Annotated in this window: 20 protein-coding genes; 10 read left to right on the top strand and 10 right to left on the bottom strand. The window is 70.6% G+C overall.

What is annotated here, in order from left to right; translation table 11 throughout:
- Positions 1 to 89 precede the first annotated feature (89 nt).
- Genes BKN51_RS15705 through BKN51_RS15685 form a run of 5 tightly spaced genes read left to right on the top strand, consistent with a single transcriptional unit; the run spans position 90 to position 3,294 of the window.
- Positions 90 to 569 (top strand): hypothetical protein, encoded by a 480-nt coding sequence (locus tag BKN51_RS15705; protein ID WP_101608378.1) that lies wholly within the window; start codon positions 90 to 92, stop codon positions 567 to 569.
- On the top strand, positions 559 to 1,728 hold the full coding sequence (locus tag BKN51_RS15700) for a PPE domain-containing protein (RefSeq protein WP_101608377.1): 1,170 nt from the start codon (positions 559 to 561) through the stop codon (positions 1,726 to 1,728). The genes BKN51_RS15705 and BKN51_RS15700 overlap by 11 nt, the downstream gene beginning before the upstream one ends.
- Entirely contained in the window at positions 1,725 to 2,024 is a 300-nt protein-coding gene (locus tag BKN51_RS15695) for a type VII secretion target (protein WP_101608376.1), read from the top strand. The genes BKN51_RS15700 and BKN51_RS15695 overlap by 4 nt, the downstream gene beginning before the upstream one ends.
- Positions 2,024 to 2,752, top strand: coding sequence for a hypothetical protein (locus BKN51_RS15690; protein WP_101608375.1), 729 nt, complete (start codon positions 2,024 to 2,026; stop codon positions 2,750 to 2,752). The genes BKN51_RS15695 and BKN51_RS15690 overlap by 1 nt, the downstream gene beginning before the upstream one ends.
- Entirely contained in the window at positions 2,749 to 3,294 is a 546-nt protein-coding gene (locus tag BKN51_RS15685) for a hypothetical protein (RefSeq protein WP_101608374.1), read from the top strand. Before BKN51_RS15690 ends, BKN51_RS15685 begins: the two co-directional genes overlap by 4 nt.
- Here the strand turns inward: BKN51_RS15685 and BKN51_RS15680 are convergent.
- Positions 3,269 to 4,078 carry a helix-turn-helix transcriptional regulator gene (locus tag BKN51_RS15680; RefSeq protein WP_101608373.1) on the bottom strand — a complete coding sequence of 270 codons (810 nt, stop codon included), beginning with the start codon at positions 4,076 to 4,078 and terminating at the stop codon, positions 3,269 to 3,271. The two genes, BKN51_RS15685 and BKN51_RS15680, sit on opposite strands and share 26 nt — an antisense overlap.
- A gap of 97 nt (positions 4,079 to 4,175) precedes the next feature.
- Between BKN51_RS15680 and BKN51_RS15675 the strand changes: the two genes are divergently transcribed.
- The gene (locus BKN51_RS15675; protein ID WP_101608372.1) at positions 4,176 to 4,946 is read left to right on the top strand and encodes an ESX secretion-associated protein EspG; all 771 of its coding nucleotides are present in this window, start codon (positions 4,176 to 4,178) and stop codon (positions 4,944 to 4,946) included.
- Here the strand turns inward: BKN51_RS15675 and BKN51_RS15670 are convergent.
- From BKN51_RS15670 to BKN51_RS15635, 8 genes are all read right to left on the bottom strand, one after another.
- A complete protein-coding gene (locus BKN51_RS15670) occupies positions 4,941 to 5,222 on the bottom strand; it encodes a hypothetical protein (protein WP_101608371.1) in 282 nt (93 codons plus the stop codon). The genes BKN51_RS15675 and BKN51_RS15670 overlap by 6 nt on opposite strands.
- Positions 5,219 to 5,485, bottom strand: coding sequence for a hypothetical protein (locus BKN51_RS15665; RefSeq protein WP_101608370.1), 267 nt, complete (start codon positions 5,483 to 5,485; stop codon positions 5,219 to 5,221). Before BKN51_RS15665 ends, BKN51_RS15670 begins: the two co-directional genes overlap by 4 nt.
- Positions 5,482 to 6,510 (bottom strand): CHAP domain-containing protein, encoded by a 1,029-nt coding sequence (locus tag BKN51_RS15660; protein ID WP_101608369.1) that lies wholly within the window; start codon positions 6,508 to 6,510, stop codon positions 5,482 to 5,484. Before BKN51_RS15660 ends, BKN51_RS15665 begins: the two co-directional genes overlap by 4 nt.
- Positions 6,511 to 6,527: 17 nt before the next feature.
- Entirely contained in the window at positions 6,528 to 7,244 is a 717-nt protein-coding gene (locus BKN51_RS15655) for a transglycosylase SLT domain-containing protein (RefSeq protein ID WP_101608368.1), read from the bottom strand.
- Positions 7,245 to 7,328: 84 nt separating this feature from the next.
- Complete coding sequence (locus BKN51_RS15650; RefSeq protein WP_101608367.1) at positions 7,329 to 10,313, bottom strand: family 16 glycoside hydrolase; 2,985 nt, start codon at positions 10,311 to 10,313, stop codon at positions 7,329 to 7,331.
- A gap of 484 nt (positions 10,314 to 10,797) precedes the next feature.
- Complete coding sequence (locus BKN51_RS15645; protein ID WP_101608366.1) at positions 10,798 to 11,355, bottom strand: TetR/AcrR family transcriptional regulator; 558 nt, start codon at positions 11,353 to 11,355, stop codon at positions 10,798 to 10,800.
- A 19-nt stretch (positions 11,356 to 11,374) separates the two neighbouring features.
- Positions 11,375 to 13,120, bottom strand: coding sequence for an ABC transporter ATP-binding protein (locus tag BKN51_RS15640; RefSeq protein WP_101608365.1), 1,746 nt, complete (start codon positions 13,118 to 13,120; stop codon positions 11,375 to 11,377).
- The gene (locus BKN51_RS15635; RefSeq protein WP_101608364.1) at positions 13,117 to 14,829 is read right to left on the bottom strand and encodes an ABC transporter ATP-binding protein; all 1,713 of its coding nucleotides are present in this window, start codon (positions 14,827 to 14,829) and stop codon (positions 13,117 to 13,119) included. Before BKN51_RS15635 ends, BKN51_RS15640 begins: the two co-directional genes overlap by 4 nt.
- A gap of 220 nt (positions 14,830 to 15,049) precedes the next feature.
- Here BKN51_RS15635 and BKN51_RS15630 point away from each other — a divergent pair, with 220 nt between their 5' ends.
- A complete protein-coding gene (locus tag BKN51_RS15630) occupies positions 15,050 to 17,041 on the top strand; it encodes a tetratricopeptide repeat protein (protein ID WP_217359073.1) in 1,992 nt (663 codons plus the stop codon).
- Positions 17,042 to 17,060: 19 nt separating this feature from the next.
- Here the strand turns inward: BKN51_RS15630 and BKN51_RS15625 are convergent, their stop codons facing one another.
- Positions 17,061 to 17,762 carry a class I SAM-dependent methyltransferase gene (locus BKN51_RS15625; RefSeq protein ID WP_101608362.1) on the bottom strand — a complete coding sequence of 234 codons (702 nt, stop codon included), beginning with the start codon at positions 17,760 to 17,762 and terminating at the stop codon, positions 17,061 to 17,063.
- A 101-nt stretch (positions 17,763 to 17,863) separates the two neighbouring features.
- Between BKN51_RS15625 and BKN51_RS15620 the strand changes: the two genes are divergently transcribed.
- Genes BKN51_RS15620 through BKN51_RS15610 form a run of 3 tightly spaced genes read left to right on the top strand, consistent with a single transcriptional unit; the run spans position 17,864 to position 23,263 of the window.
- On the top strand, positions 17,864 to 19,177 hold the full coding sequence (locus tag BKN51_RS15620; protein ID WP_101608361.1) for a hypothetical protein: 1,314 nt from the start codon (positions 17,864 to 17,866) through the stop codon (positions 19,175 to 19,177).
- Positions 19,174 to 20,229, top strand: coding sequence for a hypothetical protein (locus BKN51_RS15615; protein WP_101608360.1), 1,056 nt, complete (start codon positions 19,174 to 19,176; stop codon positions 20,227 to 20,229). The genes BKN51_RS15620 and BKN51_RS15615 overlap by 4 nt, the downstream gene beginning before the upstream one ends.
- 1 nt (position 20,230) lies before the next feature.
- Complete coding sequence (locus tag BKN51_RS15610; protein ID WP_101608359.1) at positions 20,231 to 23,263, top strand: tetratricopeptide repeat protein; 3,033 nt, start codon at positions 20,231 to 20,233, stop codon at positions 23,261 to 23,263.

The raw sequence follows: 23,263 nt of genomic DNA, 5'->3' as shown, positions 1-23,263 counted from the left end.
GGTTCGTGTCCCGGTGTGTATCCGGCACTGGTCTTGGCGCGCCGGAACGGCGAGGATGTCCGCGTCGGTGACGAGAGGGAGCGCGCGACATGGTCAAGGTGCACGGCAAGGCGGAGGCCGAGCGGATCCGCGAAGAGCTGCGCGAGCAGCGGCGGCCGTCCGGTCCGGTCGGCAAGGCCGGTCAGGTCGGAAAACCGACGGGTGAGGGTGCCGCGGCCATCGTCGCCGACGGCTCGGACCGCATCGAACTGGACCACGCGGAGATCGCGGAGGCGTTGAAGGCGCTGGACGAGCGCCAACGGGTGCTGGAGGCGCATCTGGCGGACGCCCGCGAACTGGGAACCCCGCTGGCCGACGGCAAAGGTCCCGTGTCCGTGCCGATGCGCCGGTCGTTCGCCCGCCGGGGCGGGGCGGAGGAAGGGGGCGTGCAGGTCGCGCTCGAGTCCTATCTGGCCGAGCTCGCCGCGTTCCGTGCCGCGATCGGCCTGGTCGCCGAGCAGCACGTCCGCACCGACGAAACGAACGCGTCCGCCGTCGACACCGTGGCGAGGGGGACCGATGGGCGGTGAGTACTACACCGACAAGCATCCGCTGAGCGCGCGGGCGCGGGCGAAGCGGCGGAGGGTGGTCCGCCGCCGCGAGGCCAACCTGAAGGAAGGCGCGCTCGGGAAGATCAACTGGGAGTGCTACGAGCACCGCCAGCTGTGGGACATGATCAAATCCGCCGAGCCGCCGAAACTGGGGGAGCAGGCGCATCGCTGGGGCGAGCTGGCCAAGGGTGTCGACACGGCGACCGCCGAGGTCCGCACCATCGTGCAGAAGCTGTTGCTCTCCTGGCGCGGCCCGTCTTCGGCGCAGGCCGCCGAGTCCGCGCACCGTCTCACCGCCTGGGCCAGCGAGGCCGCGCAGAACTCCCGGCAGATCGGCGACGGGCTCGACGCGTACACCTCGGCGATCACCGAAGCGCGCCGGAAGATGCCGGAGCCGGTGCACTACGACGCCGAGCGCTGGTTCCGCGAGGGCTACGCGGTGAAGGCGCTCGACGGACCCAACGGCGCGTACATGATGGACGACCTCCTCGACGACAAGCTCCCGACCAAACGCGAGGCGGACCGGGCCAAGGCCGAAGCCGTCCGGGTGATGGACCAGTACGAAGAGGCCAGCCAGGGCGTCCGGCACCGGTTGCCGCCGATGTTCGAGGCCCCGCCGAAAGCGGCCGAAATCCAGGCGCCACAGCCACTTCCCGCTCGGCCCATCGCACCTGTCGTGCCCGTGCCGCCCCGGCCCGAGCCTGTTCCGCCGCGCCCGGTTCCGGTTCCCTCACCGGAGACCTCGGGACCGGACGTCGTGAACCCCGACGACAGTGCCACGTACGCGGCCTCGGCCGGAGTCGTGGACCTCCCGTCGGGAGGGACGACCGGGGTGAGCGGGCCTGGCTCCTCCCTGCCAGGTGGCGTTCTCTCCGTCGAGGACGCCGCCAGGAGTGGCCGAGGGACCGGCGCGGGTTTCGCGGGCGGTTTCGGTGGCGCGGCCGCTCCGGCCGCCGGAGGATTCGGCCAAGGCGCCGCGGGTGCCCGCGGTGGCGCCGGGGGAGCGGGTTTCGGCATGTACCCGCCGATGACCGGCAGCCAGCGGGAAGAGGACAAGGAACACCGCGACCGCTACGGAAGCGGATACGACCTCCTCGACGATCTCCCGCCCGCCTACCCGCCGGTGTTCGGCGAATGAGCGGCTACCGCGCCGAGCCGGAGCGACTGCGGGCGCTCGCGCGGCAGTTCGAAGACGTCGCGGAGGACCTGGGCGATGCCGCGAGGCTGACCGACGGCGTCGCCGCGGGCGATCTGGGGCCGCCCGGGATCGCGGCCGCCCTCGACGGGCTGATCCGGCCTTGGTCGGGTTCCCTCGCCGCGGCGCACGCCGAGTTCGCCGGTGCGGCGGCTGGGATCCTCACCGCGGCGAAGTCCTATGAGGACACCGACGACGACGCCGTCCGGGCACTGCGGCGTGCGGACGGGGGCCCCTGATGCCCGGGTTCAGGGGTCTCGGTTTCGACCCGGTTCCGGGCGACGCGGACGCCGTCGCGGCCGCTGCCCAGCGGTGTTCGGAGGCGGCCGCGAAACTCGACGCGGCGACCGCCATCCGGATCGAAATGCCGCGTGAATGGGAGGGGGACGCTTCCGGAACCGTCGCCGCCCGTGCCGCCGCGGCGAGGACGGCGCTCGAACCCGCGCCTGCCGTCCTTCGTGCCACGGCGGACATCCTCACCGCATGGGCGGGCATGGTCGTCGCCGGAGTACGGCGCGCCGAGCAACTCGACCGGCGGGCCGTGACGCTGCGGCGCGCGCTCACCGACGCGGAGGACGCCGTCGAGATCGCGGAAACGGCCGTCCAGTTCGCCGCCGGCGGCGCGGTGGCACAGGCCGAACTCGCGGCGGCGAGAGCGCGACACGAGGACGTGCGGCGTGAACTCGACCGCGTCCTGGAGCAAGCTCGTGCGCTGGAAGCGGCTCACCGGGCCGAAGCGTCGCGCGTCGAAGGCCGGCTGAGGACGCTCGGCGAGCCCGGAACAGGCTTGGGTCAGACGCCGGACGGCACTGCGTCTTTCGCGGAAGTCACCAGTGGCATGGAACGATTCTCCTCGCTGGGCAAAGAACTCGCGGCCTCGCTGGCCCGCGCTCCCGGTCCGGCCCTCACCCCGCCGTCCGGCGCGGTCGGTGCTTTCGCGGCGGCCGTTTCCCTGGGTGGCCGGTGAAACTCACCGCGGTCCCGGGAATCACCCCGGTCTCCCTGGCGTCGGTGGAACGCACGACGGCCGAACTGCACGCGCTGCTCATCCGGCTCCGCGGCCCGGACGCCGAACGCGACCTCGGGCTGGAGTCCGCCGCCATCCAGGCCGCCGAACGCGCCCACGAGCACCGCGCGGGACTGCTGGCGATCGCCGAGCATCGTGACGCCGACCCGGCGTTGCTGCTCGCCGGGTCGATCCCCGTCGAACGACCGCCGAGTGTCGAGTCCGCCGCGGAACTGAGCTGGTTCGCCGCCGACACCACGCCGGGGATTCGCGAGGTCAGCACCGCGACGACGGCTCGCGGGTATCCGGTGGTGATCGTCGAGCGCATCGCCGTGGACGGGCCGGGCGCACAGTTGCAGGCCGTCGTGCTCGACCCGGAACGCCCGCGCGTCGCGGTGTTCACCCTGCACTCGCCCGGTGGCCGCGGCTGGCTGGACGTCGCCGCGCTCGCGGGCACCCTCGTCGCGGGGGTGGACCTCAGTGCTCCAGCGCGCGTTCCCTGAACTCGCGGGGCGTGTCCCCGACAGCCTTCCGGAAAGAGCGCGAGAAATGAGCCGCGCTGGCGAAGCCGCAGTCCTTGGCGATCTCGGCGATCCCCCGCGCGGCCTTCGCCGGATCCGCCAGCAGGGTCTTCGCCCGCTCGACCCGCAGCCCCTTGATCCGTTCGGAGATGCCCTGACCGTCGTCGAACAGCTGGTAGAGCCGACGTCGCGAGATGTAGAGCGCCTCGGCCACCTGATCCGCGCTCAGCGAGGGGTCGGCGAGATGGTCGCGCATGTACCGGACGGCCTCGCGACGGCGGGTCGCGAGCGCGTCGGCGCGGTCGAGTTCGGCCCGCAGCACACTGCGCAGCACCAGTTCCGCGAGTCCGCGCAGGTGGTGCGCGAGGCCATGCGGATCGAGCGACGAGCCGACCGCGAGGACATGGGCGATCGAGCTGGAGAACAACGTTCGCAGCGGCGCGTCGACGTCGACGGGGCGGAACATCAGCGGGCGCAATTCGGTGAAGGACAACGAGAGTTCCGCCGCCGGAAGGGTCAGCATGACGACGCCACGCCTGCCGGGCGCTTCGCCGTCGTGTCCGCCGACCGGCAGCACGTGCAGGACACAGCCCGCGAAGCCGAGTTTCGCGCCCTCTTCGGCGACAGCCCGTGGAACCGTGCACCGCAGGAGAAGCTGGATGCCGTCCGGGCCGGTCTTCCGGTCGCCGAGGATGGCCGCACGCGCCGCCGCGGCGCCGGAGGCGCGGACGATCAGCTGTCCGGTCGCGACTTCTGGTTCGGTCATGGGCACCGTTCGCGGATTCGTCGGGATTGCGCGTTCATCTTCACCGTTCGATCGGTATCGTGCCCGCCGAGTGACGGCGAAAAGGGGAGGGGTGGCCATGGCGCGGCGTTCGGGCAGTTCGGCGGGCATCGTCCTGTCACATCGGGAATTCGACCTGCTGTGGGCCGACCTCGGAAACGGTGAGCCGCCCTACCCGCTCGAAGTGGCCTCGCACGGCGAAACCATGGACGAACGGGACGAACTGGGCGAACAAGTCTTCGCCGGGCTGGCCGAGGCAGGGTTCACCAGCGGCGATGACGTCGACCCGGCGATCGAGGACCTGTTCGTCCTTCTGGGCTCACCCGCGTTGTCGGTGGACGCGCTCGTGCTCGGCGAACAGCCGTGGCGGATGCTCGCGGCCGTCCGGGGTGCCCATGGCGTGCTGGCGGTGCTCGACGAAAAGGACCTGGTCCTCGAACCGTTGCGGGCGAACGACCTGATCGTCACCGTCGGCCGGATGCTCGGTGACGGCGTGCCCGGGCCGGGAGAACAGATCCGGTTGCCGCGAGCCGCTTTCTCGGCGGCCATGGACGGCTTCTCGAGAGCGGGTTACGACGGTTTCGAGCGCGCCTTGGCCGAAGCCGGGATCACCGGGCGGAGCGTGCGGCCCTTGGCGACGATGGTGACGTCGGCGCGGTACGGGGCCGGGCAACTCGCGGTCACCGGCGGCCACGGCCGGAGCCCGGTGCTCAGCTGGTTCGACACCGAGGCCGGCCGCTACGCCGTCACCCACGAGAACGTCGGCGGGGAGCCGTGGGTGATGGTCACCCCGGCCGACGCGGACTGGCTCGCCGGACGCCTGACGTCGATGATCGACGACGTCTCATGACCACGCGAGACCGTCCACAACGGACTCACCGGCGTCGAGCGCCATGACGGTGGCCGTCGCGGCGAGCCGGAGCACGAGCGCGGACAGGTCGCTCGCGCGCGAGGTGAGCGCGAGCCGGTCGAACCGCAGCCCGACCGGCTTCCCGTACAGGTCGACCGTCACGGTGACGCCGTTGCTGCTGGCCTCGCCGGTGACCGCGGCCAGTCGTCCGCTGTAGTCGGTGTCCGGGGTTTCGGCGTCTTCGAGCAACTGCTCGACACTGCGTTCGTCGATCACTGCACCCTCCAGGTCTCCGGAGTCGTCTCTTCGATCGCTTCGGCCAGTTCAGCGCTCGTGCCGAGGCCCAGGGAGTCCGCGTCGTCCAGGTCGAGACGTCGGCTCGCCTGCGCCGTCGCCCGCTCCACGAGACCGAGGATCCGCGTCGAGAGCTCCTGAGGGCTGAGCCGCAGCGCACCCTCCTCGATCCGCAGATCCCGCAGAGCCCCGCCCGGTTCGACCTCGACCGTGATCACGCGGTCTCGCGCGCTTCCGGTGGTCACGGGCGCACTCCGCCGTAGAAGGTGGCGCTGGACAACGTGTGCGTGTTGCGGCGCACGGAATCGCCCGAGTTGCCCTCGATCATCGTCACCTTGTCGCCTTCCACCTTCTCCACGATGCCGATGTGGGTGCTCGTCGACGGGCTCTGCGGCCCGGTCCCGAACAACAGCACGTCGCCCGGTTTGGCCTGCTTCAACGAGTTCTTGCCGTATGCCTTGTCGTGCCGCTGACCCCAGCGGTAGACGTCGCCGGTGAAGGGCAGGATCGGTATCTTCACCCCGGCCTTGCGCCACATCGCGGTGGCGAACGACGCGCACCACGGTGCCGTCGGGCCGTAGGGATTCCGATTGCTGCCCGGAGGGTTCTCCCGCGTGCCGAGCTCCTTGCGTGCCGCGGAAACGACCTTCTGCCCGCGAGTGGACGCTTTGGCGGCTTCGGTCTTCCCGTGGCCGGACGAGTGGTCCGCGACCGCACGGTCGGCGACGCCATCGTGCCGGAGTTCCTTGCGCAGCGCCCGCAGCCGTTTCGCGGCGTCGGTGAGTTCGCCGTCGACCTTCCGCAGCGTCGCGGCCGACTGCTTCGTGTACCGCGGCGCGAGATCGGCGGCCGCGGCGATCGCGGTGACCATCGCGGCCCGCGAGCCCACCCCGGCGGCGTCGTCGAGGAGCTTCTTGGCCTTGCCGATGTACTCGTCGGCGAGCCGCTGGACGGCGGTGTGCCCACCATCCACAGTGGACATGACGCGGGCGACGACGCGTTCGGCGTCGGTGCTCGCGTCGGCGGTGGTGCGGATGTCCTTGCGCAGCCGCATGGTGGTGCGCTCGAACTCCTCCGAAGCCTTGCCGTCCCAATGGCTCAGGACGACGTCGGTCTCCTTCTTGTGCAGGTCGTGCTGGTCGTGCAGGGTCTTCGAGACCTGGTGCAGGGCGAACTGGACGCGTGCGGCGTCTTCGGCCTTGCCCGCGAGCTTGTTGCGGTGCGCCAGGATGTCGGCGGCGAAATGCCGGGCGGTGGCGAGGGTGTCCATCGGAGTCTCCAACGCTTTCAGGCGAGCCGGTCCAGGCGCGCGGCTGCCGAGGAATCGCGGTCGTGGTAGGCCTTCCCGGCTTTGGCGGCGGCGTCCGCGAGCCGGTCGGCGGACGTGCCGACCGCCTTGACCTGGCTCTGCAGGGCGGCGCCGAAGTCACCGAGCGCGTCGGCGAACCCGGACTCCTTGCCGATCTTGCCGAAGCTGTCGTCCGCGATCGACCGGACGTCCTTGACCTGGTTTCCCGAGGCCGAGGTGAGCGCGTCGCCGACCCGGCGGGTGCGCCGCACGAAGCCGTCGAGGGTCTGCTTGTCGACCCGGATCCGCCCCATGCCGGTGCCGGTCGAATGTCCGCTGGAATGTTTCCGCACGGCCTCGGCCGCCTTGCGCGCCGCGGGCAGGTGACGTTTGTAGGCGCCGTTCGTGTAAGTCGACCACGGGGTCCACGACTTGCCGTCGCCGGAGATCTTGTTGGCCGCCTTGGCGTTGGTGGTGGCGTCGAACAGTTCGGCGTTCGAGTCCAGGCCGAACTGCCTGCGCCGTTCCGGCCCCATCGCGCCCAGCATGTTGATCTGCCAGAGCCCGTAGGAGTTGTCGGGCGGGGTGGCGTTGTGGGCGCGGGTGTTCCCGCCGGACTCGGCGAGCGCGACCGCCACCGCCGTGGTCAGCCCGTCACCCCGGAAACCGGCGTCGTAGGCGTGCCGGGCGATCTGCTCCGGGGTCAGCTTGGTCATGGAACGAGCTTGACCGCCTGTGCGCGCCGGGGGAACCGGCGTTGCACGCGTGGACACGTGCGTTGCACAGGCGGTCAGCCCGGGCTAGCCGATGGGCTCGATCCAGATGTTGCGGAACTTCGGGTTCTCACCCGGGTCACCGTGGTCCTGGAGGCGGATCGCCCCAGGGCCCGCGCTCTCCGGGATGTTGTCGCCCGTGCCGCCGTCGATCGCCACGTCGTTGTGGACCACGACGCCGTTCCAGACCACCGTCACCCGGGCGTTGTCGGTCTTGTTCCCGGCGCCGTCGAACCGGGCGGCGCGGAAGGTGACGTCGTAGGTCTGCCAGGTCCCGGGAGCCGTCGCCATGTTCCGGTCAGGCGCCTTCTTCGAGTAGATCGAGCCTGCCTCGTTGTTGGCGAGCGTGGTGTCCCCGAAGGATTCGAGCACCTGCAGTTCATAGCGTTCCTGGAGGTAGATCCCGCTGTTGCCCCTCTGCTGTCCGGTGACCTCCGGCGGATAGTTCGGCTCGTTCCACTCGGCGTGCAGCCGGAAGTCGCCGAACTGCTGCTTCGTGCGGATGTCGCCGCCGTTAGACTCCATCGCACCGCCGGACACCGGCCAGGTCGCGGCACCACCAGCGCGTTTCTCCCAGGCGTTCAGATCGGTGCCCTTGAACAGCTGGATGCGCTGGGACTCGGTGACGGTGAGGCTGTCGAGGTTGACGTTGCCCGCGTCGCCGCTGTCGTAGCGGTAGGAGATCGTGTTGTTCCCGGCGGCGAGGGTGAGGGTTTCCGGTTGGGAGTTCCAGGTGTCCCAGTTGCCGGTGCCGGCGAGCCTGACCTGTTTGATCTTGGTGCCGTTGACGTAGATGGTCACGGATTTGGTGCCCGGGGCCGGATCCGGGCCGTTCGAGTAGCGCAACGCCGCGTTGTACGCACCGGCCTTCGGCGCGTTCACGGTGAACGTCGTCGCGGCGCCCTGGTTCCAGTATCCGTCGACGAACCCGGTGCCCGCGTAGCCGGCGTGGTTCGTGTTGGTCGCGGCGCCACCGCTCAGCGCGGCCCGCTCCGCCTCGTAGGTCGTGCTCGCCGGCGGGCCGCCGACCAGCGAGTTGAGCGTGTACCACGCCTCCGTGCTCCACAGCGCCGCGCCGGATTCCGCGGCGAACGGACGCGGGGACCGGACGTGCACCACGTGCCCGGCCTTCAGCCCCGCCACCTGCAGCGTGACCTTCTTGCGGTCGGGGGACAGGCTCGCGGAGGTGACGGACAAGGTCTGCTCGTCGACCTTCGGTCCGCCGTACGCGGCGGTGGGCTGGTAGCGCCACTGCTGCGCCTGGTACTTCGCCGCGAGGTTCTGCGCGGTGGCGGCCGACAAGGGCTGGGTGTACTCGAGTTCGAATCCGCCCGCGACGGCCCGCATCGCGCGGATGTCGAAGGCGTTCGTGCCGTTGGGCGTCACCTTCTGGAGGCCGTAGGCGAGCTTGCCGGGCTGGCCCCAGTTGCCTCCGCCGTCGATCCCGCCGGTGTAGATCGCGCCGTCCGGCCCGAGGCTGATCCGGCTGACGCCCGACTCGAGCCCTTGGGTGAGGCGGAAAACGGCACCCTGGTACTCGCCGTTGACCTTCTCCAGGAAGGCCCGCTGGAGCCCGCCGTAGGTGACGTCGCCGTACACCATCTGCCCGGCGAAGGGGCCCTGCGACAGCATGACCATGTTGCTCGGCGAGTTCGCGATCTCGTTGTGCGGCAGCCACAACACGGGTGCGGTCACCGGCTTCGAGTCGAACGGGCCGGGGGGATTGGTGTAGTGGTTGAAGAAGCGGTCCTGCTTGACCCGCACGAGCTTGTTCGCCGGCAGCCAGCCGCCCTGGTTGTCCGTGACGAAGACGTCGCCTTCCGGGCCCCAGCCGATACCGTGCGGCGTGCGCAGCCCGCCGGCGACGTAGGAGACCTGGCCGGTGGCCTTGTTGATCTTGATCGTCGTGCCGCGGTTGGGCGCGGGCTGCGGGTCGGTCGTGGCGCCGCCGTAGTTGATGGACACGGAAAGGTTGGCGTAGAAGAAGCCGTCCTTGTACAGCAGGCCGAACGCGAACTCGTGGAAGTTGCCGCCGAACGGCCAGGTGGCGACCGTGCGGTAGTTGTCGGCTACTTCGTCGCCGTTGGTGTCGTTCAGTTCGACGAGCCGCGTCTTCTCCGACACGTACAGCTTGCCGTCGACGTACTTGACGCCCATCGGTTCCTTCAACCCGCTGGCGACCCGCTTGGTCTGGACCTTGCTCGGGTCCGTGTTGCCGCTGACGTTGCTCAGCACGTGGACCTCGCCGAGGACCTTGTCGGACCCGCCCCAGGTGGCGATGGCGAGCCGCCCGTCGGGCAGCCAGTCCATCCCGGTGACCTGCGGCTGGAAACCGTTCGGGCGCAGGTTGGTCAGCGTGAAGCCGGGGTGGACGGCGTTGAGCGGCAGCCCGTCACCGGGTGAATCCGCGGCGCCCTCGCACTCCTTGCGTCCCGGCGAGGTCACCCGGACGACGTCGGCGTCGGTGCTGAGCACCGAATTCGGCACGAGCGCGAAGCCCGCCGCGCCCGGCGGCCGCCATTCGAGGGTGACCTGCTGGTCGGCGGTGTTGTCGAAGTGGTCGATCCGCAGTGCGTGATACCCCGTGCCCAGCTGGACCGAGCCGGTCGCCGGTGTCCCCGAGTGCAGGCCGTCGTGGTTGATCACCGTCTGGCCGTCGATGCGCAGCCGGGAGCCGTCATCGCTGGTGAGCCGGAACTCGTACTGGCCCGCGGTGGCGATGTTGACGTTGGCGATGACCTCGGAGACGAACTGCTCGTTGAGCCCGAAGTCGGCCGTGCCGGTCCAGTTGATCGTCGGCATCAGCTTGTCGACGTTGGGCGTCTGACCGGACTTGATCACGCAGAGCTTGGTGATCTCGCGCTGGAGGTCGTACGTGCGGAGCGTGACACCTGGTTGCTGGGGTGGGATGGCCGCTTCGGCCGGGGCTGCGACCAGCCCTGACAGGCCCGTGACCAGCGCCAATGAGGCGACGATGGACCGGTTGAAGCGCTTGCGGACGGACGGAAGCATCGTTGCTCCTCGGGTCGGCGGCGGAGCACCTCTGTGACGTCGCTGAACCTAAGAGGACTTTCGTCCGAAGTCAACGAAAGTGTGTACAACTCGGACGAAAGTTAGTCCTAATGGTCGCGCCGCGCCTGGTCGCAGGTCCGTGAAGGCCTCCTTCCCTACCGTGAAGGTAGGGAAGGAGGCCTTCACGGACTGCCGGGCGGCCAAGGTGCTCGAACGTGACGGGTCGTGCCGGGGCTGAAGGCTCCCTTCGCTGCGTCCGATGCGGTGAAGGGAGCCTTCAGTGTTGTGGACCTGGGCCGGTCGCACCCTGACTGTCCACAGGGGACACTTGGGGAATGGCTGACGCCCGCAGGCCGGTCCAGAACCACGCCGCGAAGGCCACCTCCCAACCTTGAGGCCAGCGAAGGGGTCCTTCACCACAGAGGCTGGTCACGCCCCAATTGACTTACCCTTTAATAGAACCCGAATCGCCACTCACGACCCGTCAGACCTCCAGCACCGAGACCACGAGCCGGTCCAGCCCCGCCAGCAGCCGGTCACCCGTCCCCGGCGTGTGCACGATGTGCTCGGTCACCCCGTGCATCGCCGAGTACAGGATCAAAGCCGTCGTCTCCGGATCCGCGGGCGGTGAGTCCAGCGACGCCAGGAACTCCGCGAACGTGTCGACCACCGTGTTCGGCGTGTCCCGCTCGCCGCGTGTCGAGGGGTGGAAGAGGACGTCGTGGAGGCGGACGTCGCGGAGGTATTCCGTGACGCCCGCCCGCATCCACGCCCGCACCCCGGCGACGCCGCCCTCCACGCGGGCGGCGGAGAGCTGGACCTCGGCGAACCGGCGTACGTAGCGGTCCCGCAGCGCGTCCAGCAGATCTCCCTTGCTGGTGAAGTGGAGATAGAACGTGCCCTTCGCGACGCCTGCCCCCGTGGTGACGTCCTCGACGGTGAACCGCTCGGCCCCCTGGTTCTGGACCAGTTCCTCGGCCGCGTCGAGCAGATCGGTCCGGCGCTCGTCCGAGGGCTTGGTCCTGGGTGCCGTGCTCTTCATGCCCCCAGCTTAGGACGGCTCAAGCTCCGACGACGCCGCCGTGCTGCGCCGCGATGAGCCGGGCGTAGGGACCGCCCCTGGCCAGGAGGTCTTCGTGGGTACCGATTTCGGCGACCCGGCCCGCGTCGAGGACGACGATGCGGTCGGCGCCGCGGATGGTGGACAGGCGGTGCGCGATGACGATCGTGGTGTGCCCGCGGCGCAGATTCCGCAGCGCCGCCTGGATGTCCCGTTCGTTTTCGGTGTCGAGGTTCGAGGCGGCCTCGTCCATGACCAGGACCGACGCGGGCGAGACGAGCGCGCGGGCGATGGCGAGGCGCTGCCGCTGACCGCCGGAGAGCCGCAGTCCCCGTTCACCCGCTTTCGTGTCGTATCCCTCGGGCAGCGCTTCGATGAAGCCGTGAGCGTTGGCCGCACGGGCGGCGGCTTCGAGTTCGGCGAGGGTCGCGCCGGGCCGCCCGAGGCGGAGATTGTCGGCGATGGTGGCGTCGAACAGGTAGACGTCCTGGGGGATGACCGTGATGTGGTCCCGCAGTCCCGCCAACGGGAAGTCCCGCAGATCGTTGCCGCCGAGGGTGATGGCGCCCCGGCCGACATCCCAGAACCGGAGCAGCAGATTGACGCAGGTCGACTTGCCCGCTCCGGAGTGCCCGACGATCGCGACGGTCGAGCCCGCGGGGACTTCGAACGAGACGTCGTCGAGCACGGGACGACCGGGTTCGTAGGAGAACGACACGTGATCGAAGCACACGGAGGGGGAGCTCACCGCCGGCGTGGCGTTCGCGGAGTCCGGAACCTGCGCCGGCTGGTCGATCAGCTCGACCACCCGGCGGGCACTGGCGCGCAGCGGCGACAGCTGTCCCGCCATCTCGACCACTTCGGTGACCGGGCGGACCGCGGCGATGACCAGGCCGACCGCGACGGTCGCGGTCACCAGTGAGATCCCGTTCGACGCGCTCAGGACGACCGCCGTGATCAGCACGGTGATCGTGGTGGCCGAGGAAAGCAAGTCGGTCACGCCGTTCTGGAAGCCGACGGCGCGTCCGTGCGCGAGCTGGTGACTGCGGATCGCCGACGTGCGTGCGGTGAGCTTGGCCTGCCACGCGCCGACCTGGCGGAAGGCCAGCAGCTCGCGGATTCCTTGCACCCCGTCGACGACGTCGCCGTTCAGGCCGCCGATCTCCTCCCGGAGCCGTTGCCCGCCGCGTTCGGTCCGGCGCGCCACGATGATCGGCACCAGGCTGGTCAGCAGCATGCCTGCCCCCGCTGCGGCCGCGAGCCGGACGTCGATCGTGGCGAGGGCGGCGACGCTCGCGACGCCGATGGTCACCGCGTTGAGGACGCCAGGGAGCAGATGCGCGAAGAACAGTTCGAGCTGCTCGATGTCGCCCATCGCGATCGCCGCGACCTCGCCGGTCCGCCGCCCCTGCAATTCGCGGGGCGCACTTCGTTCCAAGCCGTCGTAGAGCGCCAGCCGCAGATCGGCCTGGTACCGGAAGGCGAAGGCGTGCCCGAATTGCGCGGCCGCCCACGTCCCGGCGCCCGCGACGACGACGGCCGCGGCGAGAACGATCAGGCCGGGGGAGAGGCCGCCGGGTCCGGCGCCGGTCACGGCGGTCGCGATCAGCCAGGCGCCTGCGGCCGCGGCGACGACGGCCCCGGCGTGCTGGGCGACACCGCCGATCAAGGCGAGCACCAGGGTGGCTTTCCCTTGCCGTGCGCGATTCAGCGTCGCGCGGAGCGGGGAGGTGACGACGGCGTTCATGAGGCTCCTTGTGCGGAGAGGAGATCGGCGTAGCGCCCGGAGCGGGCGAGGAGTTCGTCGTGGGTTCCCGTTTCGTGGACCACACCCGCGTCGAGCACGACGATGCGGTCCGCGTCGCGCACGGTGGAGAGCCGATGCGCGATCACCAGCGTGGTGCGGTTCCGGGTCAGTCTCCCCAGTGCCGCTTGGATCGACGCCTCGGTGGCGGCGTCGACGCTGGCCGTGGCCTCGTCCAGCACCAGGATCGGCGCGTCCAGCAGGACCGCCCTGGCGATCGCGACCCGTTGACGCTGGCCGCCGGAGAGCAGCAGACCCCGTTCCCCGACCTCGGTGGCGTAGCCGTCCGGCAGGCCGGTGACGAAGTCGTGGATGTCGGCCACCTTCGCGGCGGCGGCGATCTCTTCGTCCGAGGCGTCCGGGCGGGCGAGCGCGATGTTGTCCCGGATGGTGCCGCCGAACAAATAGGTGTCCTGCGAGACGAGCCCGATCATCGACCGGATCTGCCCGAGCGGCAGATCGCGCAGGTCGTGCCCGCCCAGTGTCACCCGTCCGGCGCCGGGATCGAGGAAGCGTTGCAGCAGCGCGACGAGCGTGGACTTCCCCGCACCCGACGGGCCGACGACGGCGACCGTCTCGCCCGGCGCCAGACGCAGGGAGAGTCCTCTGAGGACGGTCTCGCCTTCCGTGTAGGCGAAGGACACGTCTTCGAAGCCGACCGACGCCGTCACCCCCTCCGCCGGAACGACCCCCGGGCGCTCCGGAGCGGGTGGCCGCCGGGCGAACAACCCGTGCAGCACGTCGGCCGCGCTCGCGGCGTCGTAACTGGCGTGGAACGACGTTGCCAGCACGCCGACCGCTCGCAATGCCTCACCGGAAAGCACCAGCACGACGAACAACGCGGCGACGTCCAGTGATCCGCTCGCGGCCCGGACGGACGCGACCGCGACGGTCACCGCGACCCCGCCGACGATCGCCAGCGTGTAGATCATCTGCGCGATCAGCGCGACCGCCATCACCCGGTTCCAGCCGGTGATCAGCTTGCCCGACACGGTCGACAGTTCCTCGCGGCGCCGCCCGGCCGCGCCGAACGCCTTGAGCGTGACCAAACCCTGGAGCGTGTCCAGCACGGTCGCGCCCATCCCGAGATAGGCCGTCATCAGTTCGTCGCCGCGGCGCTTCAGCATCCGCGACCACAGCTTGGGCAGGATCAGCGCGGCGACGACGAACGCCGCCACGATCACCGCGGACCACGGGTCGTGTCCCGCCAGCACCGCGAGCACGATCACCGGCGTCACCGCGACCGCGACGAGTGAGGGCACGTAGCGGGCGTAGTACGCCTCCAGGGACTCGATGCCCTCGACGAGCGCGCCTTTCAGCTCGCCGGTGCGTTCACCGGACGTGTGCCCTGGGCCGAGTTCCGCCAGTTTCGCGAACGCCCGCGTCCTCAGTTCCTGTTTGGTCGCGGCCGCGGTGAGCTGACTGACGATCTCCGCGATCCACGTCAGCCCGAATCGGAGCAGAGCGACGGCCCCGACGCCCGCCAGCGGCCGGATCTGTTCGCCGATCCCGTGTCCGGTCAGCATCTGCTCCAGGACCCTGGCGAGCAGCAGCCCCTGGCCGATGTAGGTGCAAGTCACGGCGACGCGCAGGAGAACGCCGACGGCGAGATAGCCGCGTACTCCGGTCGCCAGCGTCATGATGCGTCCCACCGGCACCCCCTTCGCTAGTTGATTTAGGGTTACCTTAGTTCCACTGACCGACGGTCAGTCAAGGGAGTTCACTGTGACGTGGGCCACGCGCTTGCGCCATTCAGGTGGGAACGGGGACAACCCGCGACAGTGGGCGTTTCCCGGGCGACTCTTGAATATGGATCGTTGGGACGACGACTCCGCGGCCCGTTCTCCGTTGACGCCGCATCAGCTGCCCGCCGTGACCGCCACCTTCGTCGGGAGGGAGACGGAACTGGCTTCGCTCAGCGACATCGCGGACCGGGGCGAGGACGGCCACTCGGTCGCGGTCGCGATCGTCGCCGGCGCGCCAGGCGCCGGAAAGACCGCCCTGGCCGTGCAATGGGCGCACCGGCAGCGCGACCGGTTTCCCCACGGAGATCTCTATTGCGATCTCCACGGCTACGCGCCCGGGCCGCCGAGTACGCCGCACGAGGTCCTTGCGGGGTTTCTGCTGGCGCTCGAGGTTCCCGGGAAGATGATTCCGCGGAGCCTCGAGGCGAAATCGGCGCTTTTTCGTTCGATGGTGAATGATCGCCGGTTCGTCATCGTCCTGGACAACGTCACCTCGCCGGACGAGGTCCGGGCCCTGTTGCCCAGTACTTCCGGCTGCTTCGTGATGGTGACCAGCCGCAGCAGCCTGTCCGGTCTCGTTGTGCGCAACGGCGCGCGGCGGATCACCCTGGACATGTTGTCCCCGGCCGAATCCGAAGCCCTGCTGCGCAAGGCGATCGGGCCGGGCCGGGCGGACGAGGAACCCGGAGCGACAGCGAAACTCGCCGATCTGTGCGGGCACCTTCCCCTCGCGCTGCGGATCGCGGGCGAACGCGTGGCCGCCCATTCGTACCTGCGAGTCGCCGACCTCCTCGCCGAGCTCGCTTCGGAAGCGCGAAGGCTGGACGCGTTCGAAACCGGTGACGACGAAATGTCCGCCCTGCGGCCCGTGTTCTCGTGGTCGTACCGGTCGCTGGATCCCGAGACCGCCCGTGTCTTCCGGTTGCTCGGCCTTCATCCGGGTCCGACCATCAGCGTGACCACCGCGACCGTGCTGTCCGGTATGCCCTCGGCCGAGGTCCGGCGCAGGCTCGACAATCTCACCGGCGGATGTCTGTTGTTCGAAGTCGATCGCGACCGGTTCCGGTTCCATGACCTGCTGCGGGTTTACGCGAAGGAATGCGTCGAAGCCGAGGAATCGGCCGAAGAGCGGGAGAACGCGCCGAAACGGTTGTTGGAGTGGTATCTCGCCTGCGCCGATTCCGCGGATCGCGTACTCACCCCCATGCGACGGCGCACCGAAATGGAGTTCTCCGCCGCCGTCTCCGGCAGGCTCGAATTCGGCACCTACGGGGACGCGCTCGCCTGGTGCGAGGCCGAGCAACCCAATCTGGTCGCGTCGGTGCACGCCGCGCTGGCCGCGGACTGGCCGGTGATCGCGTGCCGGTTACCGCTCGCGCTGTGGGCGTTCTTCACGCTGCGCAAACCGTGGGCCGACTGGATCGCGACCTACAAGACCGGGGTGGAGGCGGCTCGGAGATGTTCCGACCAGTTCAGCGAGGCGTCCCTTCTGGCGGGACTGGGGATCGCTCATCGGGACCTGTGCCGGTTCGAAGAGGCGCTGGAGTACCTGGAGTCGGCGCTCGCCATCCGGCGCCGGATCGGCGACTCCTGGGGACAGGGCCAGGCCTTGATCAGCCTGGGAATCGCTTACCACGAACAGAGGCGGTTCGCCGAGGCCCTCGACCACCACGCCGACGCGCTCTCGGTCTTCCGCGCGCTCGGCGACGAATGGGGAGCGGCGCAGACCTTGCACTTCCTCGGTCTCACGAACCACGAGCTGGGCCGGTTCGATCAGGCCTACGAGAACCTTCGGCAGGCTTTGGACATCCGCCATCGGATCGGTTACCGCTACGGTGAGGCGGAAACGCTGGTGGGGCTCGCGCTCGTGTTCCAGAAGATCAACCGGAGCGGGGAGTCGGCGGGACAGCTGGACCGGGCGCTGGAACTCCGGCGTGAGATGGGGGATCGCTATGGCGAAGCGGCGGCGCTGGACCATCTCGGCCAACTCTGGGAAGCGAAGGGCAAGGTCGATTCGGCCAAGGGCTGCTGGGGGGACGCACTGAAGATCTTCAACGAACTCGGCGCGCCGAGAGCGGCGGACGTGTACGCGCGGCTTCGGCGGATCAAGGCGAGGTGACCCACTCGTCACCCGCGCCTCAACGCTTCCGCGCCCAGGCCACCAGTCCTCTTTTCGTGAGAGACAACGGAACCTCGACCGCGCGGGCGAGCCGCCGCGCGGTCGATTCCGGAAGACCCCTGCCACGCAGGAACAACGCGACCGCGGCGTGATCGGGGAGCGTCACGAGCGGGGCGTCCCACGTCCGGACCGATTCCACCTCGAACACCTTGCCCAAAAGGGTTTCCGCGACCTCGGCGTCGAAGCTCGACGGCCGTCCCCAGCGGGGGAGCGCCCATGCCAGCTCGGGGTCGTTCCACCGGCTGGACGTCGAAACGGCGAGGAGGCCACCGGGAGTGAGGACCCGGCTCACCTCGGCGAGCGCCTCGACCGGTTCGGGCACGTGGTGCAGCATCCACAGGGCCGCGGCGCCGTCGAAGGTCCCGCTGTGGAAGGGGAGACCGGCGACATCCGCCCGCACCGCGAACCCCGGCGCCCGGGACACGTGCGACGAGAGGTCGGCCACCACGGTCGGAACCCGCCTGCGGGTGAGCAACCGCGAGAGCGCCCCGGTGCCGCCTCCGACGTCCAGCACGAGGGAGCAGTCTTCGAGACGGCGAGCGATCTCCGGATGGACGTCGCCGTACGAGGAGAACCGCGCCGTCGAGAGGACATTGGCGGCGAAGCGGTCGGGATCGGTCTCGTAGTCGACGGGTACGGCATCGTTCGCCGGCGTCGGCATCCAGGCACTCCTCCCGCCCCCGGTCTCCCAGGGTAAAGACCGGGAGAAGCCGTCCGCGTCGTCTGCTCGGTTAGAGTGCGGTCAGAGCGAGGGGAGGGCGTTTGACGACGGGATCGGGCGAGTCCCGGCTGCGGTCGGCCGTTCTCGCGCAGGCATGGGCGAGCGTCCCCGGGGTGGAGGTCCTGTCGTCGGCGGACGGCGGCCCGCTCACCCGGACGATCAAGAAGATCATCGACCCGCTGGTGATCCGGACGGCGGCGCGTCCCCGGCTCGGCCGTCCCGTGCTGGACCCGGCCGCCGCGGCGGAGCTGACGGAACTGCTGCTGGCCGACGCGGACAGGTTGCGCGCGACGGCCGCGTGGTTCACCCACCTGAAACGGCAGCGCCGCGCCCTGCGCATCACGGCGGGCAACGTCCAGGACGTGTGCTTCCCGCTGGCGTACGAGCTGGCGACCGGTTTCGGCACACCGGGCCCGGACGCGACGGCGACGGCCGAGGCGGCGTTGCGCGATCTGCACGGTGAGGGCGGCGTGGCGGGCGTCGATCAGCTCACCGGCTACCTCGCGGATCCCCGGCTGTCGGCCGATCTGACCGCGGAACTGCATCGCCGCTGGCATGCCGAGTCCGTCGTGCCGCAGGACATCACCGCGCTCCAGGCGTTCGTCGAGAGCCTTTCCGACAACACCTGGCGAGCCCTCGCGGGTTCGGAGACCGGGCACGCCCTCGGGCTCGCGCTGCGAAGGCCGGGCGGGGCGAAAACCTTGCGCACGGCCGTTCAGGAGATCTCCGGGCTGCCCGTGCCGGACCTCGGCCTTCAGCGCGGGGACCGCACCGCCGTCCCGCCGTTGAACCGGCGTGACGAAACCGGCGCCGAACTTCTCGAGCGCAGCGTCGAACGGCGGGTCCGCGCGACCTTGCGCCGTCTTCCCCCGGACGAGCGGGCTCCCGTCGCCGACCTCGTCGACGACGAACTGGCCCGGGTCGCGGCCGGTTTCGGGCTCGGCCTTCCCTCGCTGGCGGCCTGTTTCGCGCTCGGTGTCGTCCTCGCGCCCGCGCTCCGGCCGCTCGACGGCGCCGCGCCCGCGGGCGTCCCCGAATTCGCGCGGCAGCTCAACGCCCAGGTCGCGCGGGAGGGCTACGTGCTGCACGCCCGCCGCGCCCTGGCCGGGGCCACGCCGCTCACCCCACGGCCCGACGCCGAACTCCTGCGCGATCTGCGTGAGTTCGCCAAGCAGTTCCTCAGCAGGCTGTGGGTCCGGCTGCACGGGTTCGACGTCCGCGGCGATCTGCCCGCCGACGCCGCCGACGTCCGCGACCTCGTCACCGGCGTGGTCCGGTCGACCTCGCTGGATCTGCGGACGAAGGTGCGCCGCGCGCTCGTGGCCCGCCTGCCGGATCTGGAGGCCGTGTCGTGACGCATCCGGTGCACAACCCCGTCGTCGCGGCGGACGGCGCCCTCGTCCGGTTCGCCCTCGCGGACCTGCTCGGCGGCCGGACGTCCTCGATGCGGATCGAACTCAGCGACGCCGGGGCCGCCGAACCGTGGCTGACCCGGCTCGTGGGCGCGGAAACCAGTCTCACCGTGCTCGGCCAGGGGCAGGCGGATCTCCCCGCGAGCCCGGAACTGGGCAGACTCGCTCTGCTGCTTTGGCTGCGCCGCTGGTGGCCGGCGAGCCCGTCGCTCGGAGTCCCGTCGCTCGACCCGGCGTTGCTGGACCTCGAAACGGCGGTCGCGACGGCAGCGGTCGAGGACCTGGCAGAAGGCCTCCTCGACGCTTTCGAAGCTTCCCCCGCCGAACTGTTCGACACGGCGATCGCGGACGGCGCTCTCCTCGCCGCCGCGCCGCCGGTCGCCGCCGACGTCCGGAGCCTGTGCACCCGCCTCGCGGCCTGGTTCGACGAGCAGGACGACGTCGTGCGCGCCGAAGCCGCGGCGGAAGTACTGGTGCGTCTGGAAACGGCGGCACCGGGGCAGCGTGCGTACGCGCTGGCCGCGGGCGCCGAATCTGGCGTTCCCGGCGAAGGCTTACTGACGAGCGGACGCGCGAGCGTCGACTGGGCGCGGGTTCCACCCGGGGTCCTGGATGCCGCCGAAGGCACGGTGACCTGGCGGATCGTCACGGCCGCGGCCACCACCCGGCTCGAAGTCGACGTCACGGGGGCGTTCGCCGACGCCGCGCTCACCGCTGTCGCGACCCATGACGGCGAGCGGTTCGCGGAGGTTCCCTTGGCACTCGGCGCCGGGCGGTTCACCGGGACGGCGGACCTGGACGACGCCGCGTCCCGTCTCGCGGCGAGCGTCCACAGTGGACGTATCGGGCTCGTCGTCGGTGTTGCCGCGGAAGGGGTCGCCGGGACCACGGCGGAGGACCGGGCGGCCGTGGTCGCGCTCGTGCGGGCTCGCCCGCCGGAAGACCGGACACTCGCCGAACGGGCGGCGGCCACTTCCGCCGAAGAGGAGTTCTGACGTGCTCGTCGGCATGCCGCCGCCCCAGACCCCGCCGGACCGCCCGCTCCCGCCCGAACTGAGTCCCGCGACTTCACACGGCTACAACTGTCGTTGTGTCGCAAGGCATTTCGAGCTCGACCCGGCTCCGTACGGCGAGGTGCCCGCATGCTCGCTGTCCGAACGCCAGTACCGCAAGCTGCTCATGGAGGCCGCCAAGGTCCAGGACCAGGCCAAGCAGCTCGCCGCGTTGCGGAACGTCGCCGGCGCGCACCGGAAGTACGCCCGGATGCGGGAGATCGCGCAGAAGCTCGACCGGACCGACCTCGAACTCGCCGCGGTCAGCGATCTGGCCCATGTCTGCTACTCCGCGGGGGACCTGCGCAACGCGAGGCAATGCGCGGAGGCCGTGCTCCAGGTCTTCAAGGTGAGCGCCGCCGCCATCGTCCACTTCGGACAGTTCGCCGAGGCGCGGATGATCGAAGGCTCACGGGAGGTCGCCGAGCGCGTGCTCGTCTCCCTGGCCACGGAGGCGGGCGACGTCGCCGAGGCGCGCGAGCTGATCGCCGGGCAGCGCCGCCGGGCTGCGTTCCGCAAGGACGCGGGGCCGGACCAGTATCCGCCCGAGTTGCTGGACGTCCACGGTTCCGACGAGATGGAACTGCGGATCTTCGAGGTGCGTGTCCAGATCGCCGCCGGGGATCTGGCGGGTGCGCGGACGGCACTCGAGGAGATCTTGACGATGCTGGACGCGATGGCGGGGATCGAGGAGATCCGCGAGCGGACCATCCAGCAGCAGGCCATGGCCAGGGCCGAACGTGCCCGGATCCGCCATGCGGGTGGCGAGGACGCGGACGCGCGGGCCGACCTGCTCAGACTGAGCGCTCAGCACGCGGGCGCCCCGGTGGCCGCGAAGGCCGACATCGGGCTGGCGGAGGCTCGTGCCCTGGCGGGCGATTTCCCCGGCGCGGTCGCCGCGATCGTCGCCGCCCGTGACGAACTCGCCGCGGCGGGCCTGACCGGCGACGTCGCGGAGGCGAGCCACGCGCTGGGAATGTTGCTGCTGTACACGGGCGACGTCGCGCAGGCGAGGGAACAGTTCGAGCACGCGAAGACGATCCGGACGGCCAACGGTGACGCTCAGGGCCTGCGCCTCGTCGACACGGCACTGGCCCGTTGCGCGGCGGCGGAAGGCGACTGGGCGACGGCGGAGGACTACGCGACCCGCGCCAGGGAATCGGCGCGGGAGTCGGGGGAGTGGGCCGACCACCTGCACACGGATTTCGTGGCGGCCACGATCGGGTTCGCCCGCGGGGAAGACCTGCGGGCGGTGCTGGATCTGGTGCTCCCGCTGGCGCTCGCGGCGGCGGAGTACCGGTTCGAGTTCGTCTCGCCGCAGGCGCGCACGGCCTGGGCGCGGGACATCGCGGCTCCGACGATGGGGCTGGCGCTGACGTTGCTGACCCAGCTGAAGGAGCCGAGGCTCGCGGCCGAGCTGATCGAGCGCACCTGCGCGGTCGGCGCGTACACGGGGGTCGAGGGGCCGTCGCTCGACCTGACCGGGACGCTGCCGACCCTGGAAGTCCTCCCGTCCACTGAGGACGATCGGCTTCCCCTGGCGGCACTGGGTTCCGTCACGTCCTCGCTCCCGCTCCGGCTCGCTCCGCCACCCGCCCTGCGCTGGTCGCCGTCCTCGCCCATGGAGCTGGATCGGTGGCACCGCCTCGCCGGCGAGCGGTATCGCCTGCCGGGGCTCGCCGTCGAAACCGTCGAGACCTGGCCCGCCGCCCGGCCCGGGCGTGAGACGTTCCTCCTGCGCTTCGCCGACGCTGGGCACACCTTCCTGACCTGGCGGACCACCGAAGACCTCGACACCGTCCACACCCATCCGATCGAGTTCGCCTTGGTCGGGACGGCTCGCGAGTTCCTGGACGCCGCCTCCCCGACACCGCATGAGGGCGAGAGCGTGGCCGACGCCGTCCGGCGCTCACTGGGCGAAGAGGCCTTCGGCAGCCTCGCCGGTGAGCAACGCCTGGCCCGTGTCCTCGCCCTGAATCTTCTGCCCGCCGACCTGGTCGGGCGGCTCCGGCGTTCCGCGGCCGAAGGAAACCGCCCGCTCCTGCGGATCCAGCCGTCCCCGAGCCTCGCCGGTGTCCCCTGGGGGCTGCTGGCCCTGCCGGACCGGCGGGCCGACCACGTCCTCGACATCGGTGAGATCGGAACCTGTTTCGACAGCGACGAACGGGTCCTCGACGTCGCCGACGTCTCGCTGCTCGCCCCGGCCGGGATCCCGCGCCGCCCGCCCGCCGCCGACGGCCCGCCGGTCTACCTGCTCGACCCCCGGATCCCCGGTCAGAGTGCCTTCGGCGAGCTGGGTTCCGTGCTCGGCAAGCAGGACGCGACGTCGCCGCTGATCCGCCATCTGGACGCGCGGCTCGCGGACGGCCCGGTTCTTCCGGAGGCCGCACGCGGGCTCGACCTGGTCCGTCGCACCGACACCGACCGCCGTCTGCTCGCAGAACTCCTGTCACGACCCTGTTCACGGCTGGTGTTCGTGGGCCACGTCAGCCGCGTGCGCGACGAGTACGGCGCGCAGACCGCGCTGCACCTGTCCTGTTCGGCCGACCTGCCCGGATCGGCCGCGCCGATCGGACCGCACCGGCCGTACACCGCCGCCGACCTGGCACTGTCCGAAGTGGACACCATGCCCGCGCGGGTCGCGCTGATCGGCTGCGCCAGCGCGAGCGATTTCGGCCTGGCCGAACCGTTCGGCGTCCTCCTCGCCGCCGTCGCGGCCGGAGCGGGGCTGGTCGCGGCCACGGTCTGGGCCTTGCCGACCTCGGCCGCCGTGCCCGGTTCGGACCCGATGTCCGAACTGGTCATCACCGTCGACACCGCGCTCGCCGGCGAGGATCCGGTCACCGAGCTGAACGCCTGGCAGCGGTCCCGGCTCGCCCGCTGGCGCGAAGAGCCCGAACCCGCGAACTCTCCGGTCTTCTGGGCGCCCCTGACCTGCCTCGACGCGACCGACGACGGGAAAACCTGGGTTCGGTAG

This window comes from Amycolatopsis sp. BJA-103, from assembly GCF_002849735.1.
In the GTDB taxonomy this organism is placed as follows: Bacteria; Actinomycetota; Actinomycetes; order Mycobacteriales; family Pseudonocardiaceae; genus Amycolatopsis.
This window is presented reverse-complemented; position numbering and strand designations above follow the sequence as displayed.